The following is a 16,361-nucleotide window of genomic DNA, read 5'->3' on the forward strand; positions in this document are numbered from 1 at the left end:
TCCCAGATTTTAAGTTTCTCTTCCACTGTTATCAAAGGTGGAAATAAAAATTATTAAGGCACAAATCAAGATTTCTAAACCGAATGGCTCTCAGTTAAGCGCAAACCCCTAATATGACTGGTTTTTGGGTGTCAGGCTATAAGGGAAAGACCAAAAAATCAACTACCTCCTCTAGACCTTACCCTAGCAAGGGTTTCAGCTTTTCTTAGTGACATTCATTTCTAAACCCCTGGTACTTTATATAGAGGTAAACAAGTGCTAACCACGTTTTCCAAGTATCAGTTACGTGAAAACCTTACGGCGTTTTGTGGTGAACAACTTTCAGAAGCAGACTTAGAAAACTGCTTAACGATGGTAGAGATTGTAGAACCACCCACCGCAAAACAGTTTTGGCAATCAACAAGTGTAATATCCGGTAGTTACATAGTATTGGCAGGTAAAGTCAGGTTGTTAGATGGTGCTGAAAATCTGATTACAACTCTGACAAAAGGAGCTTCATTTGGTGAAGGAACTCTATTTCCAGACAGAGTTTGGCAAACTTATACAGCTAGGGCTTCTGATGGGCTAAAGCTGTGCTATGTCCCAGGGAAAATACTACAAACCTTAATGGTTAAGTATCCCACTATAGGCGATCGCCTATTCGCTCGTGCGGAAGTTTGGGATTTATTACTGACTTATTGTGCCAAAACACCCCAACGCCCCATAGCTGTACCAGGGATTCTACAAGCATTATCTTTATTCGAGCGCCATGAGCTTGATGCTGGGCTTTTACCGCCAGAATTTTCTCAAGATTCTCAGTTGTGGCTACTATATCAAGGCGAACTGGTAAATTCACAAGGGCGCAAGCTGATAGCCGCCCAAATGCACGTACCCCAAGAGCAAGGTTGGCAAGTAACACAACCTTCAGTTGTCTACGTACTGAAAAATTCTCATTGGCAAACAGCCGTGCAGCACTGGCCAGAATTGGGATTGTCTATTAACTTGGATGTGACTCCCACCACAAATACTGAGCGGAAAATCCGCCAGAGTCGGCTGCAAGCACCTCAAATAAGTTTGGGTAGGAAAATTATTCCTTTTCCTACCCAAACTGCACCACAACCAAAGCCAGAAAAACCACGTCATTACTTTCCTAGCCCGAAAGTCAGAATAGGGCATTGGTGGAGACACCTATCTCGACGCTATCCCTTCTATGCTCAACAAAGTGCCTCTGACTGTGGTGCTACTTGCCTTGTAATGATCTGTAATTATTGGGGTAAGCACTTCAATCTCAATCGCTTGCGGGAAATGACCAACGTCAACCGTCATGGCGCTTCTCTCACTGCTCTTGCAGCCGCCGCAGAAAGTCTGGGTTTTGCTACGCGTCCCGTAAAAGCCAGTCTGGATAAATTAGCAGAACAATCTCTGCCTGCGATCGCTCATTGGGAAGGAAAACACTTCATCGTTGTTTATGAAATCACCAAACAGCGAGTGATTGTCTGCGATCCCGGCCTTGGTCAACGTAGTCTTACCAGGAGAGAATTTCTAGCGGGTTGGACTGGTTTCGCCTTGTTACTCCAACCTACAGCCCTACTCAACGAGACTCAAGACGAAACTACAAGTGTCTGGAAATTTTTTGAGTTAATCAAGCCTCACTATGGCGTACTGATAGAAGTATTCATAGCTTCGGTATTAATGCAATTATTTGGGTTGATAACACCAGTATTTACTCAATTATTGCTAGATCGAGTGCTTGTACAACGCAGTGTTGTCACCTTAAATGCTATTGGTTTGGGGATGATCGTTTTTGGTCTATTCAGTATTACCATGAACGGAGTGCGGGCATATCTGCTCAGTCACACTGCCAACCGTATCAGCATCTCTCTACTAGTAGGTTTTATTCAACATACCTTCCGCCTCCCCCTTTCCTATTTCGAGTCACGCTATGTTGGGGATATTGTCTCGCGCATTCAAGAAAACCAGAAAATTCAGCGATTCCTAACCGGACAGACACTATCTGTCATCTTGGATATGTTGACATTAGTAGTCTATCTGACCTTGATGTTCTGGTATAGCTGGCGGATGGCATTATTCGTGCTAATTACCGTGCCACCATTTTTTATTCTGGCGCTAGCTAGCACAAGTATTCTACGTCGCATCTCTAGAGAAGTGTTTAATGCTGGAGCCGAAGAAAACAGCTATGTCATCCAATCTCTCACAGGAATTCGTACAGTCCGTTCATTAGCAATTGAACAAACTGTACGATGGCGTTGGGAGGAATTGCTGAATAATTTGGTGAAAAAAGCTTTCAATGCTCAGATAATTGGTATCCGCCTCTCCATTATCAGTGGTGCAATTAACACCTTTGTCAGTACCTCATTAATGTGGTTTGGCGCTTGGCAAGTAATTCAAGGAGAACTCACCATTGGTCAATTAGTTGCTTTCAATATGTTGGTGGGTCATGTTTTGAGTCCTTTCCAACGACTGTCACAACTTTGGAACCAATTTCAGGAAATCCTGATTTCTACAGAACGGATTAATGATGTTCTCGAGGCAGAACCGGAAGAAGACTTACAAAATCAATCTCGCAGGCATTTAGATAGAATTCGCGGTCACATTCATTTTCAGAATGTCACCTTCCGCTATCACCAAGAAAGTGAGACTAATGTGCTGGAAAATATGAACTTTGAAATCCAGCCTGAGCAAATGGTAGCAGTGGTAGGGCGTAGTGGTTCTGGAAAAACTACCCTCAGCAAATTAATTTTGGGCTTATACCCACCTACAAAAGGCAAAGTGTTCATTGATGGGTGTGATGTCACAGGTGTCTCCTTGCGATCGCTCCGTTCTCAAATAGGGGTTGTGGATCAAGATACATTTCTCTTTGGTGGTACCATTCGGGACAATATCTCCATCGCCCATCCAGAAGCTTCTTTAGATGAAATTATTCAAGCTGCAAAATTAGCTGGCGCAGATGAATTTATTCAGCAAATGCCAATGGGTTACGAATCCAAAATTGGTGAAGGCGGCGGTATGCTCTCCGGTGGACAACGCCAACGCCTAGCAATTGCCCGTGCGCTCATGGGAAATCCTCGTTTGTTACTGTTTGATGAAGCCACTAGTCACTTAGACTCAGAATCAGAACGTATCATTCAAAACAACCTCAAAACAATTCTCCAGGGGCGCACCAGTATCATCATTGCCCACCGCCTATCTACTATCCGCAATGCAGACTTGATTCTAGTTTTAGATCGGGGCTTATTAGTGGAAAGCGGTACTCACGAAGAATTAATTGCCAAACAAGGCCATTATTACTATCTCAATCAACAACAACTCTCAAAAGTCGGTTGATTTCAGCTTGGGATTGGGGACTGGGCATTAGGAATTAGGTAAATTTTTTCTTCCCTATTCCTTGTCTCTTCCTATTCCCTAGCTTTTAAACTCTAGCTTTTTTCCCAACAGAATTATGACATATCAATCTTCCGATTCTGTAAAAATACTGCCCAATGAACAGCCTGAGTATGTAAGTTATCAACAAACTCAAGAACTTACTGAATTTCAGGAGCAGACAGAAACCCCCAGCTATACCAAAGATTTGTATCATGGCACTGAAGCATTGTTAGATGCTTTACCAAGACTATGGACAAGAGGTGTTTTATATACACTCATAGGCTTTGTTTTCCTTGTCTTACCTTGGGCTACTTTCTCCAAGGTGGATGAGACTGGAAGCGCCAGAGGACGGATAGAACCTCAAGGTGCAACGCAAAAATTGGACTCTCAAGCTGGCGGAAGTGTCAAACTTGTCATGGTTAAAGAAGGTGACACTGTAAAAGCCGGGCAAATTCTCCTAGAACTTGAGTCTGATATCCTACGCACTGAATTACAAGAAACACAAGAAAGGCTCTCTGGGCTACTCAGTCAACAATCGCAATTGGACATACTTATCAACCAATTACAGTTAACGCTGAACGTTCAGGAACAACAAAACCAATCTCAAGCCTTAGAAAAAATTTCCCAGGTGAACCAGGCTCAACAAAACTTGGAGGTAAAACAGAGTATTTATAACCTGCAAAATTTAGAAAGACAAGCACTAGTCAATCAGGCACGACAGCAGATTTACAATGCTTTGAATAATCAAAGCTCGGCTCAGGAACGGTTGAATATAGATTCTAGACAAGTCAATCGCTTTGACCAACTTGTGAACGATGGTGCAGTTTCGGCAAATCAAGTTGATCAACTCAAAAAAGAAGAGCAAGAAAGCAAGCGGCTTTACAAAACAGCGCAATCTGATGTCAAACAGGCACAATTGCGCCTAACTGAAGAGGTGAGTCGTTATGAGTCAACTATCAATCAGTTGCAGTCTGATATTAAACAAGCCAAACTGCGACTGCAACAAGAAGAAAACAGTTATCAAAGCTTACTGCAAACTGGTAAACTCGCCATTTTGAAAATTCAGGAACAACTTAAAGACTTGGAAAAACAAGTTGTGACACTGCGATCGCAAATTGCTCAAACTAGAAGCCAAATTCAATCCTTAAAGTTGCAGATGCAGCAAAGAGTGGTGCGATCGCCTATTGATGGGGTGATTTTTGAGTTGTTATTCACTAAGCCAGGATCTGTAGTCCAACCTGGTCAAAGAATTGTTCAAATTGCACCTAAAGATACTAAATACATTCTCAAAGCTCAGATCCCTATTCAGGATAGCGGCTTTTTAGAAATGGGAATGCCAGTCAAAATCAAGTTCGATGCTTATCCTTTTCAGGAGTATGGCATTGTTCCAGGCAGCGTGACTTGGATTGCTCCCGATTCCAAAGTTAGTCAAACAGCCCAAGGTAATGCAGAAACCTTTGAATTAGACATCGCTTTAGACCAGCAACATATCCAAAGCAGTGAAAAACTTATTCCTTTAACTGCCGGTCAGACAGCAACTGCTGAAATAATTATTCGCCAGAGACGGGTGATTGACTTTGTTCTAGATCCGTTTAAGAAACTGCAAAAAGACAATTTAGAATCTTAGTCCTGAAAACGACAACATAAAAGGATTATTTGATGACTCGCACATTAAATATTACTAGTTCAGATATTGTTCATCACCTGAAGTTATCTTACCAAGTACCTGAGATTATCGAGGCGATCGCATCTCAAAAAATTATCCAGGAAGCAGCCCAAGAAGCAAAAATTACAGTAACACCAGAAGAAATACAACAACAAGGAGATACATTCCGCTTAACTCAGAAATTGGTAAAAGCTCAAGACACATTAATCTGGCTAGAAAAACATAGTCTTTCTGAGCATGATTTTGAAGCATCAGTCTGCAATCAGATCCTGGCTCAGAAGTTAGCTCATCATTTATTTGCGTCTCAAGTCGAACAATTTTTTTATCAAAACCAACTAGATTATGTTACTGCTGTCACTTATGAAGTCATATTCAATGATAAAGACGTGGCTCTAGAAATGTTTTATGCAGTTGAAGAAGGTGAAATTTGTTTTCCCGACATTGCTCGGATGTATATCCCAGAACCAGAACTTCGCTGTGTTTACGGTTATCAAGGTTCCAAAAATCGTAAAGATTTTTGTCCAGAAATTGCTGCATCTGTCTTTGCTGCAACTCCACCCCAAATCCTCAAGCCGATTGTGACTTCAAAGGGAGTACATTTAATTTGGTTAGAAGAAATTTTACAACCAAAATTAGATGAAAAGTTACGTGAGAAAATTATTTCTGAATTATTTTCTGTTTGGTTAAAGAAAGAAAATGATTCTTTAAAGATAGCTTTTAAATCTGACTGAAGCCACTAAAATATACAACAATTTTTGCATTCAAACGTCTAGAATAGTTGTTATTTTTTTGTATTTAAATAAATGCAAAAAGAAACTTTAATCTAGAAACTTTGTGCATAAAAAATATACCTTTGTTCGGAAAAATCTTTGCATAGCAAGGCTTTTAATCTTGATTAGGTAATTAAAATCAAATTAAATAGATTATGAAATAACGACAAGAATGATTTATTTTTGTCGGTTTCTGCATTTTATTTTTATTTGAAACTATTAGATAAATTCCTATGTTAAAGAAGAAATAAAGTTAGTTTTTTGAATCAGTAATCTGCCAAAAAGGCATTGACTTTTTAAAAGTATGGTCTTATGTTTATAACTGTGAGCAATAAACAAGATATTGCACACAGAAAAAATAAAACTTTCTCAGGAACAAAACAATGATTATTTCTGATTTGTCTTACTTGGAAGCTGTTGAAGCCAACGGTGTTTTCGGTGGTGATTTTAACTACTTCGTCAGCAAAGATGTTGACATTGATGTTAATGTTGATGAAGATTTCAATATCGACAAGAATGTTGACGCTTTTGTTTTCATCGATGGCAACCTAGCTAGTGCTGAAGCTAGTGCTAACGCATTCGGTAACAACACCTTGGCTGAAGCTTTCGGTTTCACATATACAAATGAAAACGAATCTCATGCTAACGCTTTCTCAGTTTCTGCTACCTACTAATTCTAAAACTGGAGACGCAGTTATCGTTGAGGACTGCGAGTAAAGTTAGCTTTTCAGTCAACGGTGAATGTCATTAAGGCAAGATAAAGGAGGAAAGGAAGATGGGAAAACTACGTTCCTACCTTCACGAATCTCTCCTTGATCTTCCCGTCATTCTGCCAAAGACATTCAGGATTTGCCGAAGGCCTTCTGGCTAGTCGAGTCTTCGGCAATCCATTTAATATATACTCGTTTCTAGCATTCTAGTCAAGTTGTGCTAGTTAGTAATTGATAAAATATTGGTCAAAATCCTGCTCTTCTTCTAGAAAAACATTCCCATTGCCTTAAGTAATACAAGGGTTTTAGCTCTGGTTACAAGGCTCTTTTGGCTTGAGAAATTTAGCAACAATAACACTGATGTTTGCATGATGCTAAAGCAATGATGTGCAGACATACAAACATATCAATAATTGTAAGCAAGAGAAGAAATATCGATGGAGTGCGATCGCCAAGAATTAAGCTATGCCCTCTGCAACCAAGATCAGATATCCCCAGAGGAACGAGCAAACTATGCGGCCTTGAGCTACCAATTAGCTACAAATTACAAAAACGCAGGTGATTTGAAGAATGCCGTAGTTTACTACCAACAAGCGATCGCCCTGCAACCAGATTTAGTGGAAGCGCACAACAATTTAGGAGATGCACTCCAACAGCAGGGACAGTTAGATTTAGCTCTCAAATCTTACCGTCAAGCTATTAGCATTAAACCTGATGATGCTCCTGCTTATAACAATCTAGGCAATATTCTCAAGCAAAAGGGTCAACTAAAGAAAGCTGTAGCGGCTTACCAAGAAGCTTTGAGACTTAAACCGGACTTGGCATTAATACATAACAATTTAGGAAATGTCCTGAAAAAACTGGGCAAGTTAGAGTTAGCTGTCGAGTCCTACAAGCAAGCTTTAAAGCTGGAACCAGATAGTAGTTATTTTCATTACAATTTGGCAAATACCCTCAAAGCACTAGGACAATTAGAGGCAGCCGTAGCATCATACGAACAAGCTTTAAAAATCGAATCAGACTTTGATCATGCCAAATTTGGCATTCTGATGAGTCAGCTGCCCATCATCTATGAAAATGTTGAAGAAATCAAATTTAGACGTAATAATTATCATCAATATTTACAAAAATTAGCACATAATTATCAGGTAGTTGAACAACAGGAGCGAGCCAAGGCAGCTGATGCTATTGGTTCATTACAGCCTTTTTTTCTGACCTACCAAGGCTTGAATGATCGGGAATTACAGCAAATTTATGGAGAAATGATTTGCCAAATTATGGCAAGTCGCTATCCTCAGTGGAGCCAGCCAATTTCCCCTCCGATTTTAAAAGTCAAAGAAAAAATTCGCGTCGGTTTTGTTTCTGGATTTTTTCACCATCATTCTAATTGGAAAATTCCCATGAAAGGTTGGTTAGAAAACCTGGACAGAAGCGAGTTTGAATTATTTGGGTATCATACTGGTTCCAGACGAGATGAGAATACTTTAATAGCGGCGAAAGTATGTGACAAATTTATTCAAGAGCCACTGCTACTGGAACAATGGTGTGAGTTAATTCGCCAAGACAATTTACACATCTTGATTTTTCCAGAATTTGGGATGGTTCCGATGACAGTGCAGTTGGGTTGCTTGAGATTGGCTCCCATTCAGATGACTTCTTGGGGACACCCAGAGACTAGCGGGCTACCAACAATTGACTATTTCTTAAGTAGTGAGTTGATGGAAACTCAAAATGCACAAGAGCATTACACTGAGAAATTGGTCAAATTACCCAACCTCTCGATTCATTACACGCCTTTGGCGATTCAGCCTCAAGCCAGAACCAAAAAAGAACTTGGCATCAAAGATGATGAAATCATGTTTTGGTGTTGTCAATCATTATTCAAATATTTACCTCAACATGATGATGTCTTTCCTAGAATTGCTAAAGATTTAAGCAATTCTAAGTTTGTTTTTATTAAACATAATAGTGAGCGAATAACAGAAGTATTTTGCCAACGTTTAAGCTGTGCTTTTGCAGAATTTGGACTTAATTATCAAGACCACTGTATATTTTTAACTGGCATGGCTGTCGAGATGTTTGCCGGTACAGCAGCTATTGCTGATATCTTCTTAGATAGCATTGCTTGGTCAGGATGTAACTCTGCCTTAGAATCTGTTGCTCATAACATTCCCGTTGTCACTTTACCAGGAGAGTTAATGCGGGGACGGCATAGTATGGCAATCTTAAAAATGATGGGTATTGAAGAAACGATCGCCACCACTAAAGAAGACTATGTGAAAATTGCCATCCGTTTGGGTAAAGATGCCGAATATCGCCAACACATCTCTCGATTAGTTGCTGAAAATAAACATAAGTTATATGGCGATTTAACACCAGTCAGATATCTAGAAGATTTTTTCTTTGAGGTGGTGAATAAACCCAGGAGATTTGCTAAAGCAGAAGAAGCAGAAGTCCTGCGATTAGCAATGCAACATCATCGAGCTAATCGCCTAGCTGAAGCTGAACAAGGTTATCGCCAAGTTCTTTCCCAACAACCTGAACACCCAGAGGCTTTATATGGTTTAGGTATGGTGGCACAGCAGATGGGACAGCCCCAGGAAGCAGAACAGTTATTGAGTGCATCTGTGCGAGTACAGCCAGATTCTGTCAAAGCTTGGTTCAGTTTGGGTAATTTGCGTCAGGCTCAAGGGCAATTAACAACAGCAGAGGCAGCTTATCTACAAGCGATTACTCTACGACCAGATGCAGGCACAATTTACAACAATCTGGGCTACACCCAACAACAACAAGGCAAATGGGAAGAAGCAATAATCTCCTATCAAAAAGCTTTGGAATTTCAGCCCAACTGCGTTGAAGCAGAGGTCAACTTGGGTAATGCCCTTTACGCCCAAAGGAAGCTCTCGACAGAGAAACAGAAGTACTATGCCGAATTGAATTACCGCCTGGGCATTGCTCGCAAACAAGCAGGGGATGAAGAAACGGCTATTGTTTACTATCGACAGGCGATCGCCCTCAAACCAGATTTTGTCAACGCTCATTATTACTTGGGAATGGGACTGCAAGCACAAGGTCAATTAGCAGAGGCGATCGCTTGTTATCAAAAAGCAGTGGAACTCAATCCTCAACACGAAGAAGCCTACACGAATTTAAAACATCTTGAACAAAACCAAGACAAATTCAAGGTTGCACAATGATGACCATTATCAAGTTGTGGTTAAACACAAAAAGCACATTTGCAGCATCTGACGACAGTAAAATCCAGTTCTAGTTTTTATACACATTGGAAATTAAGGAGAAAAAGTCATGGTTTTTAGACGTGGAACTAGTGGTAATGATCTGCTCGAAGGTACAGATACTAGCGATCAGCTATTTGGCGGATTTGGAAATGATATTCTCAGAGGTTTGCTTGGAGATGACTTCTTGAGTGGAGATCAAGGACAGGATCTTCTAGAAGGTGGTGATGGTAATGATCGCCTATTTGGTGGTAGTGGCGATGATGGTGAAGTCATAGACACTAACGGAGATGGCATTCCAGATACAGCTATTGACCGTAATGGCGATGGTAGACCAGATATTGGACTCTTTGGCGGTAATGGTGATGACTACCTAGATGGTGGGTCAGGTAATGACTATCTAGATGGTGGGCTAGGTAATGACACTCTTATAGGCGGAAGTGGTAATGACATTCTCGTGGGCGGGGCAGGAGATGACCGACTTTATGGGATTAGTGGCAATAACTATATCAATGGTGGGTCTGGTGATGACTTTATCCAAGGAGCCAGTGGGAGTAACTTTCTCGGTACAGGAAAAGATATCCTGCGAGGCGGTGATGGCAATGACCGGATATTTGGGCTATCAGGTGACGATCAGCTCTTCGGAGAAGACGGTAATGACTACCTAGATGGTGGTAGTGGCAATGATCGGCTGGAGGGCGGCAATGGTGATGATATTCTCGAAGGAGGCTTAGGCAATGACATCTTGTTGGGAGACCTTGGCCAAGATACCCTGAATGGCGGCAGTGGTAATGATATCCTCGAAGGGGGTGGTGGTGATGATGTCCTCAATGGTGGACCTGGCAATGATGTCCTAATTGGTGTTGGTCGGGGTAGTTCTACACTGTTTGGAGGATTGTCTTTGGGTGTTGGGGAGACTGATATCTTAACGGGGGGAGACGGGGCAGATCGTTTTGTTCTGGGAGGTAACGGTCAATTTTACTACCTTAGCACTGCCGGGTTTAGTCTTGCTGATGCCGCTATTATTGGTCAGCAAGTAGAGGGAGGAGGACTAGAGAGACAATTTGATGCAGCCAGTGGTGATATTATCCAATTGCAGTCAGGTTTGCCTTATTCTCTCGGACAAGCTAGTATCTTTACTCCCACAGATACTGTGATTATTGCTAGGTTGAATAGCTCTATATCCGACATAATTGGTGTCGTGGTGGGAGCAACTCCTGCGGAAGTAGCTCCAGCCTTACAGATTGTGTAATAAATTTCTCAAGTACACAGATACTTTTTCTAGAAGGGTAGTGGTCAACATATAGTCATTGACTATTGGTAAGACAATTATCACTACCCACATACTGCTATCAAATCTTATTAAGCGATAGAGTAGTTTGGGCATGACCACAGTTTCCAAAATTCTTGAATGTGCTGTTAAATATCATCGAGACAATCGTTTAACTAAAGCTGAACAGTGTTATCGTCAGGTTCTGGCACACCAACCTGAACACCCTGAAGCCTTATACGGGTTAGGTGTATTGGCACAACAGAGCAATTATCCTCAAGAAGCAGAAAAGTTATTCAATGCAGTCCTTCAGGTTCAACCAAAGTCAGCCAAGGCTTGGTTTAGTTTAGGTAATTTGCATCAAGCTCAAGGACAATTGCTAGCAGCAACAGCCGCTTACCAGCAAGCCTTATCTCTGCAACCAAATTCAGCATCATTACATAATAATTTTGGTTATACATTATACCAGAATAGCAAGATTAATGAGGCGATCGCTCATTATCAAAAAGCTCTGGAATTGCAGCCCAATTGCCTAGAAGCCGATGCCAATCTAGGTAACGCACTGCACAACCAAGGGAAACTTTCTATAGAACAACAAAGTGACTATGCAACATTAAATTATCAGTTGGGTAATGCCCGCAAACAAGCAAAGGATTGGCAGAATGCGATCGCTTATTATCAACAGGCGATCGTCTTAAACCCAGAGTTGGCAGAAGCACATCTAGATTTGGGAGTTATCCTTCGCAATGAATTTGATCAACTAGATGAAGCTCTCATTCATTTTTACAAAGCTTTGGAACTTCAACCAGACTGGTGTGAAGTTTATCTGCATATTGGTCGTACCTACCAGATGCAAAGATTGATAGACAAAGCCGTTTTTGCTTTTCGCCAAGCCGTGTATCTGAGCAATCCCCTCTATGCCAAAACCATTGATCAAGATTCTACTCCCAACCAAGAAAGCCAAACACCACCCCAAATCCAGTTTGACGAGATTGTCATCGGTGGACATATCTTTCCCGCCATTTCACCAGTATCAGCCAGCGACAGCCAACGACCGTTCTGGAGTGTAGTCATTCCCGCCTTGAATCGTCCAGAATCTTTCCCAGAATGCCTTGCCAGTGTCCTAGCTCAATGGACAGGGCCAGAGGACATGGAAATTCTGGTTTTAGATAATGGCAGTAATCCATCCTTATGTGAGATTGTCAATTTTTTAGGAAAAGGTATTATTCGCTACTATCGATTTCCAGAAACCGTACCACTACAGCAAAATTGGAATACGGTTGTTGCTCTTAGTCGAGGGCAGTGGATTCACTTACTTCACCATGACGATTATGTCCTGCCTGGGTTTTATCCTCGTCTCCAAGCCAGTTTAGAAATATGTCCAGAATCGGTGGGAGCAGCCTTTACTGGCTATGAAAATATTAATGAAAAACAGCAGATTATCTTCTCTCAACAACATGGCTTAGGAAATTATAGGGGTATTGTGAAGGATTGGGTGCAAAAGATTGGAGTTTCCTGCCCACTTAGTCCGCCTTCTGTCGTAATTCGCCGGGCTGTTTATGAACATCTCGGTGGTTATAAATTAGACATTCTATTTACCTGTGACTGGGAACTCTATAAACGCATAGCCTCTTTTTATGATTGGTGGTACGAACCAGGAATTCTTGCCCATTATCGTGAACACTCCAATAGTGTAACAGTCGCACTGCACGTAGATGGATCTTCGGGAGCAGCACATCGCCAGGCAATTGAAATTTCCAAGAGTTATCTTCCTGCTGAATATTGTGCAGAAATTACAGCTAAATCCCGTGCATATCACTTTAATTGGTGTCTAAGTACAGCAATTATTCCTATCAAATTTGGTAATTTAGATGGTGCTTGGGAATTAGTCAAAGAAGCTTTGAAACTTGATAGTTCATCTGAAGCATTGAAGAAATTATTTATATGGTTAACTGCCAATGAAACGGCGCCCTTACGTCATGAGATTATTGCTAAATTCATGACTGAATGTATTAAGAATGATGAAACTTAATTCAGATATTTTAGGAGCAGGAAAGTATGAAAGTGGGCATTCTGGCTGGAGGATTGGGTACACGACTTGCCGAAGAGACAGAAACAAAACCAAAGCCAATGGTATCTATTGGTGATCAGCCAATCCTTTGGCATATTATGAAACATTATTATTATTATAATTTTAAAAACTTTGTTATTGCTCTCGGCTATAAAGGTGAGATAATCAAGAAATATATGGTAGATTACTGTTCATTAAATAGTAATCTCACTGTGGATTTACAAAGTGGCGAAGTAAAAATGCACGGGGGAGAAAAACCCGCATGGACAGTTGAATTAATCGATACTGGATTGCATACAAATACTGGTGGTCGCATCAAGCGTCTAGCGCCTTACATGGGTAATGAAACTTTCATGCTCACCTGGGGGGATGGTGTTTCTGATTTGAATTTACGCGATTTACTGGACTTTCATCGCAGACATGGCAAATTAGCAACCATGACAGTAGTGCGTCCGCCAACCCGTTTTGGCTTACCCACACTGGATGGCGATCGCGTAGTCGAGTTTTCCGAAAAGCCACAAGTCCACGAAGGTTGGATTAACGGTGCTTTCTTTGTTTTAGAACCAGGAATTTTTGACTACATAGAAAGCGATCGCACCCAGTGGGAAAAAGAACCTCTAGAGCAATTAGCTAAAGACGGACAGCTCATGGCTTATCGCTACACTGGCTTTTGGCAGTGCATGGACACTCTACGAGATAAATGCCGTTTACAAAGCCTTTGGGACAGTGGTAACGCACCTTGGAAAATTTGGGAGGAAGAACGAGATGCGAGTATTAGTAACGGGACACCAAGGATACATTGGAACGGTCATGATACCCATGCTCTTGTCAGACGGGTATGAGGTATTTGGCTTAGATAGTTATTTATTCCAAGGGAGTACCTTTGGTCACGGGATTCAGCAAATTCCCGAACTTCAGAAAGATATTCGGGATATAGAAGCTTTTGATTTAAAAGGCTTCGATGCCATTATTCATTTAGCGGCGCTATCTAATGATCCTTTGGGAGATTTACAACCTGCTATCACCTATGAAATCAATCATGGTGCTGCGGTGCGTTTAGCAACCCTAGCTAAACAGGTAGGAGTTAAGAGATTTATTTTCTCATCTTCTTGTAGCAATTATGGTGCAGGTGGACAAGACTGGTTAACTGAAGACTCTCCCTTGAATCCCGTTACTCCTTACGGTATTTCCAAAGTAAAAACCGAACAGGATGTCAGCCAATTAGCAGATGATGATTTCAGCCCGACATTTTTGCGTAATGCTACCGCCTATGGAGTATCGCCACGTCTGCGATTTGATTTAGTCCTAAACAATCTAATTGCTTGGGCCTTTACCACAGGTCAAGTTTACATTAAAAGTGATGGTACTCCTTGGCGGCCGATTGTCCACATTGAAGATATTTCTCGTGCTTTTATCGCCGTCTTACAAGCTCCACGACAAGTAATTCATAATCAAGTCTTCAATGTGGGGCGTAACGAGGATAACTATCGGATCCGAGACTTGGCGGCGATCGCTCAACAAACAGTTCCCGGTTGTCAAATTGAATATGCACCAAATGCAGCCCCAGATAAGCGTTGCTACCGAGTTGATTGCAGTAAAATCACGCAAATTCTACCAAACTTTCGTCCTCAATGGAATGCCCGTAAGGGAGCAAAACAACTCTACGAAGCTTATCGAACCATCGGTCTAACCCTAGATGAGTTTGAAGGCCCTCGTTACAAACGAATTGCCCATCTCCAACAACTTTTGAGTACTGGAAAAATTGACAAGACTTTACGTTGGCAACAACTACCTCTAAGTAAGTCAGCGTAGCAGGGGAGAAGAGAGATGAGATAAGGGACTTCCAACTAAAAAAATATACCACTGCTTTGGTGAGCAGGGGGGGCAGGGGAAGCAGGGGAAGCAGGGGAGGAAAAATCCAACGATAATATTTGCTCTTACCCATTGAATATTTTATTTTCTGGAAGTCCCTAAATAAAAATTTTCCCATCTTCCCAAGTATTGATGACGAATTATGAATTGCGAATTAAATATGCTTTCCATTACCCGCAACACCCTACCACCTTGTCGCGCCAGTGGTGAGGATGACTTAAAATTAATCATTTCCTTCGGTCATACACCTCTAGCCGATGCTCTACTGACTGAGGAGCAACTAGATCAACCAGAATATTTTGCTTCTCTTGATTTGGCTTTCTCTCCTAGCAGTGGGCTGTTACAAATTACGGAAACAGTACCACCAGAGATTCTATTTTGCCGAAATTATCCTTATTTTTCTTCCGTCTCTCCTTCTCTCATGGCCCATTTCCGCAAGAGTGCTATGGCAATTATGGAGTCACGGCAATTAGATAGTCATAGTTTGGTGCTGGAAGCAGCTAGCAATGATGGCTATATGCTTAAGCATTTTGTTGAGAGAGGTATTCCTGTATTAGGCATCGACCCTGCGGATCAACCTGCTCAGGCTGCCAAAAATGCTGGCATTCCTACCCTTTGTACCTTTTTTACTCAGGAACTGGCTCACACGTTACTTGAGGAAGGCAAACTGGCGGATGTGTTTCTAGCTAATAATGTTTTAGCTCATGTACCTGATTTAAATGGTTTTGTCGCAGGTATAAGTATAGTCTTGAAGTCAACGGGTGTGGCGGTAATTGAAGTCCCTTATGTGGTTGACTTGGTTGATCACTGTGAGTTTGACACGATTTATCATCAGCATTTATGTTACTTCTCCGTGACTGCTCTTGATCGCCTGTTTAGAAAACATGGATTATTTCTCAATCGTGTGCAGCGTACTCCTATACATGGAGGTTCGTTGCGGTTATTTGTAGAACATCATGATGCAGCAGATAAATCGGTAATTCAGCTTTTACAACAAGAAGCGAAGCGGGGTGTAGATAGTATTGATTTTTACTTAGATTTTGGCGATCGCGTCCGTGCTATCAAGCAAGTTTTGCACTCTCTACTCTGGAAATTCAAAGGGGAAGGAAAACGAATAGTTGGTTATGGTGCAGCCGCCAAAGCCACAACTTTGTTGAGCTATGTCGGGATTGATCAACAATTATTAGATTATGTTGTCGATCTCAATCCCCATAAGCATGGACGCTACATGGGTGGTAATCATCTGCCGATTTTTCCGCCCGCTAAACTTTTAGAGGATCAGCCAGATTATGTGTTGATTTTGGCTTGGAATTTTGCGGATGAAATCATGCAGCAACAAGCCACCTATCGACAACAAGGAGGTAAGTTTATTATCCCCATTCCTCAACCAAGAATTATGTAGT

The 16,361-nt window shown here is 41.4% G+C and carries 10 protein-coding genes; all 10 read left to right on the forward strand.

The genetic code is table 11. The features are described 5' to 3' along the window. Positions 1–255: 255 nt before the first annotated feature. The 10 genes from H6G18_RS01880 (at position 256) to H6G18_RS01925 (ending at position 16,360) form a co-directional block, all read left to right on the forward strand. The gene (locus tag H6G18_RS01880) at positions 256–3,324 is read left to right on the forward strand and encodes a peptidase domain-containing ABC transporter (RefSeq protein WP_190405379.1); all 3,069 of its coding nucleotides are present in this window, start codon (positions 256–258) and stop codon (positions 3,322–3,324) included. Between the two features lie 115 nt (positions 3,325–3,439). Beyond that, the gene (locus H6G18_RS01885) at positions 3,440–4,990 is read left to right on the forward strand and encodes an HlyD family efflux transporter periplasmic adaptor subunit (protein WP_190405380.1); all 1,551 of its coding nucleotides are present in this window, start codon (positions 3,440–3,442) and stop codon (positions 4,988–4,990) included. A 32-nt stretch (positions 4,991–5,022) separates the two neighbouring features. Beyond that, the gene (locus tag H6G18_RS01890; RefSeq protein WP_190405381.1) at positions 5,023–5,760 is read left to right on the forward strand and encodes a peptidylprolyl isomerase; all 738 of its coding nucleotides are present in this window, start codon (positions 5,023–5,025) and stop codon (positions 5,758–5,760) included. Between the two features lie 437 nt (positions 5,761–6,197). Then, on the forward strand, positions 6,198–6,473 hold the full coding sequence (locus tag H6G18_RS01895; RefSeq protein ID WP_190405382.1) for a hypothetical protein: 276 nt from the start codon (positions 6,198–6,200) through the stop codon (positions 6,471–6,473). 473 nt (positions 6,474–6,946) lie between these two features. Then, positions 6,947–9,706 carry a tetratricopeptide repeat protein gene (locus H6G18_RS01900; protein WP_190405383.1) on the forward strand — a complete coding sequence of 920 codons (2,760 nt, stop codon included), beginning with the start codon at positions 6,947–6,949 and terminating at the stop codon, positions 9,704–9,706. A 109-nt stretch (positions 9,707–9,815) separates the two neighbouring features. After that, positions 9,816–10,997: a calcium-binding protein gene (locus tag H6G18_RS24920; protein WP_190405384.1), complete on the forward strand. Its 1,182-nt coding sequence runs from the start codon at positions 9,816–9,818 to the stop codon at positions 10,995–10,997. Positions 10,998–11,130: 133 nt separating this feature from the next. Then, complete coding sequence (locus H6G18_RS01910; RefSeq protein WP_190405385.1) at positions 11,131–13,047, forward strand: tetratricopeptide repeat protein; 1,917 nt, start codon at positions 11,131–11,133, stop codon at positions 13,045–13,047. Positions 13,048–13,073: 26 nt separating this feature from the next. After that, a complete protein-coding gene (gene rfbF, locus H6G18_RS01915; protein ID WP_190405386.1) occupies positions 13,074–13,928 on the forward strand; it encodes a glucose-1-phosphate cytidylyltransferase in 855 nt (284 codons plus the stop codon). Further along, a complete protein-coding gene (locus tag H6G18_RS01920) occupies positions 13,852–14,898 on the forward strand; it encodes an NAD-dependent epimerase/dehydratase family protein (protein WP_190405387.1) in 1,047 nt (348 codons plus the stop codon). The genes rfbF and H6G18_RS01920 overlap by 77 nt, the downstream gene beginning before the upstream one ends. 202 nt (positions 14,899–15,100) lie before the next feature. After that, positions 15,101–16,360, forward strand: coding sequence for a class I SAM-dependent methyltransferase (locus tag H6G18_RS01925; RefSeq protein ID WP_199311519.1), 1,260 nt, complete (start codon positions 15,101–15,103; stop codon positions 16,358–16,360). Position 16,361 lies beyond the last annotated feature (1 nt).

Origin of the sequence: Anabaena subtropica FACHB-260, from assembly GCF_014697105.1 — a bacterium.
Classification (GTDB): Bacteria; Cyanobacteriota; Cyanobacteriia; order Cyanobacteriales; family Nostocaceae; genus Trichormus; species Trichormus subtropicus.

Excerpts from the sequence above, each read along its gene's own strand:
- H6G18_RS01920 (WP_190405387.1), top strand. The coding sequence starts at position 13,852 with ATGCGAGTATTAGTAACGGGACACCAAGGATACATTGGAACGGTCATG.
- H6G18_RS01910 (WP_190405385.1), top strand. The coding sequence starts at position 11,131 with ATGACCACAGTTTCCAAAATTCTTGAATGTGCTGTTAAATATCATCGA.
- H6G18_RS24920 (WP_190405384.1), top strand. The coding sequence starts at position 9,816 with ATGGTTTTTAGACGTGGAACTAGTGGTAATGATCTGCTCGAAGGTACA.
- H6G18_RS01925 (WP_199311519.1), top strand. The coding sequence starts at position 15,101 with ATGAATTGCGAATTAAATATGCTTTCCATTACCCGCAACACCCTACCA.
- H6G18_RS01885 (WP_190405380.1), top strand. The coding sequence starts at position 3,440 with ATGACATATCAATCTTCCGATTCTGTAAAAATACTGCCCAATGAACAG.
- rfbF (WP_190405386.1), top strand. The coding sequence starts at position 13,074 with ATGAAAGTGGGCATTCTGGCTGGAGGATTGGGTACACGACTTGCCGAA.
- H6G18_RS01900 (WP_190405383.1), top strand. The coding sequence starts at position 6,947 with ATGGAGTGCGATCGCCAAGAATTAAGCTATGCCCTCTGCAACCAAGAT.
- H6G18_RS01890 (WP_190405381.1), top strand. The coding sequence starts at position 5,023 with ATGACTCGCACATTAAATATTACTAGTTCAGATATTGTTCATCACCTG.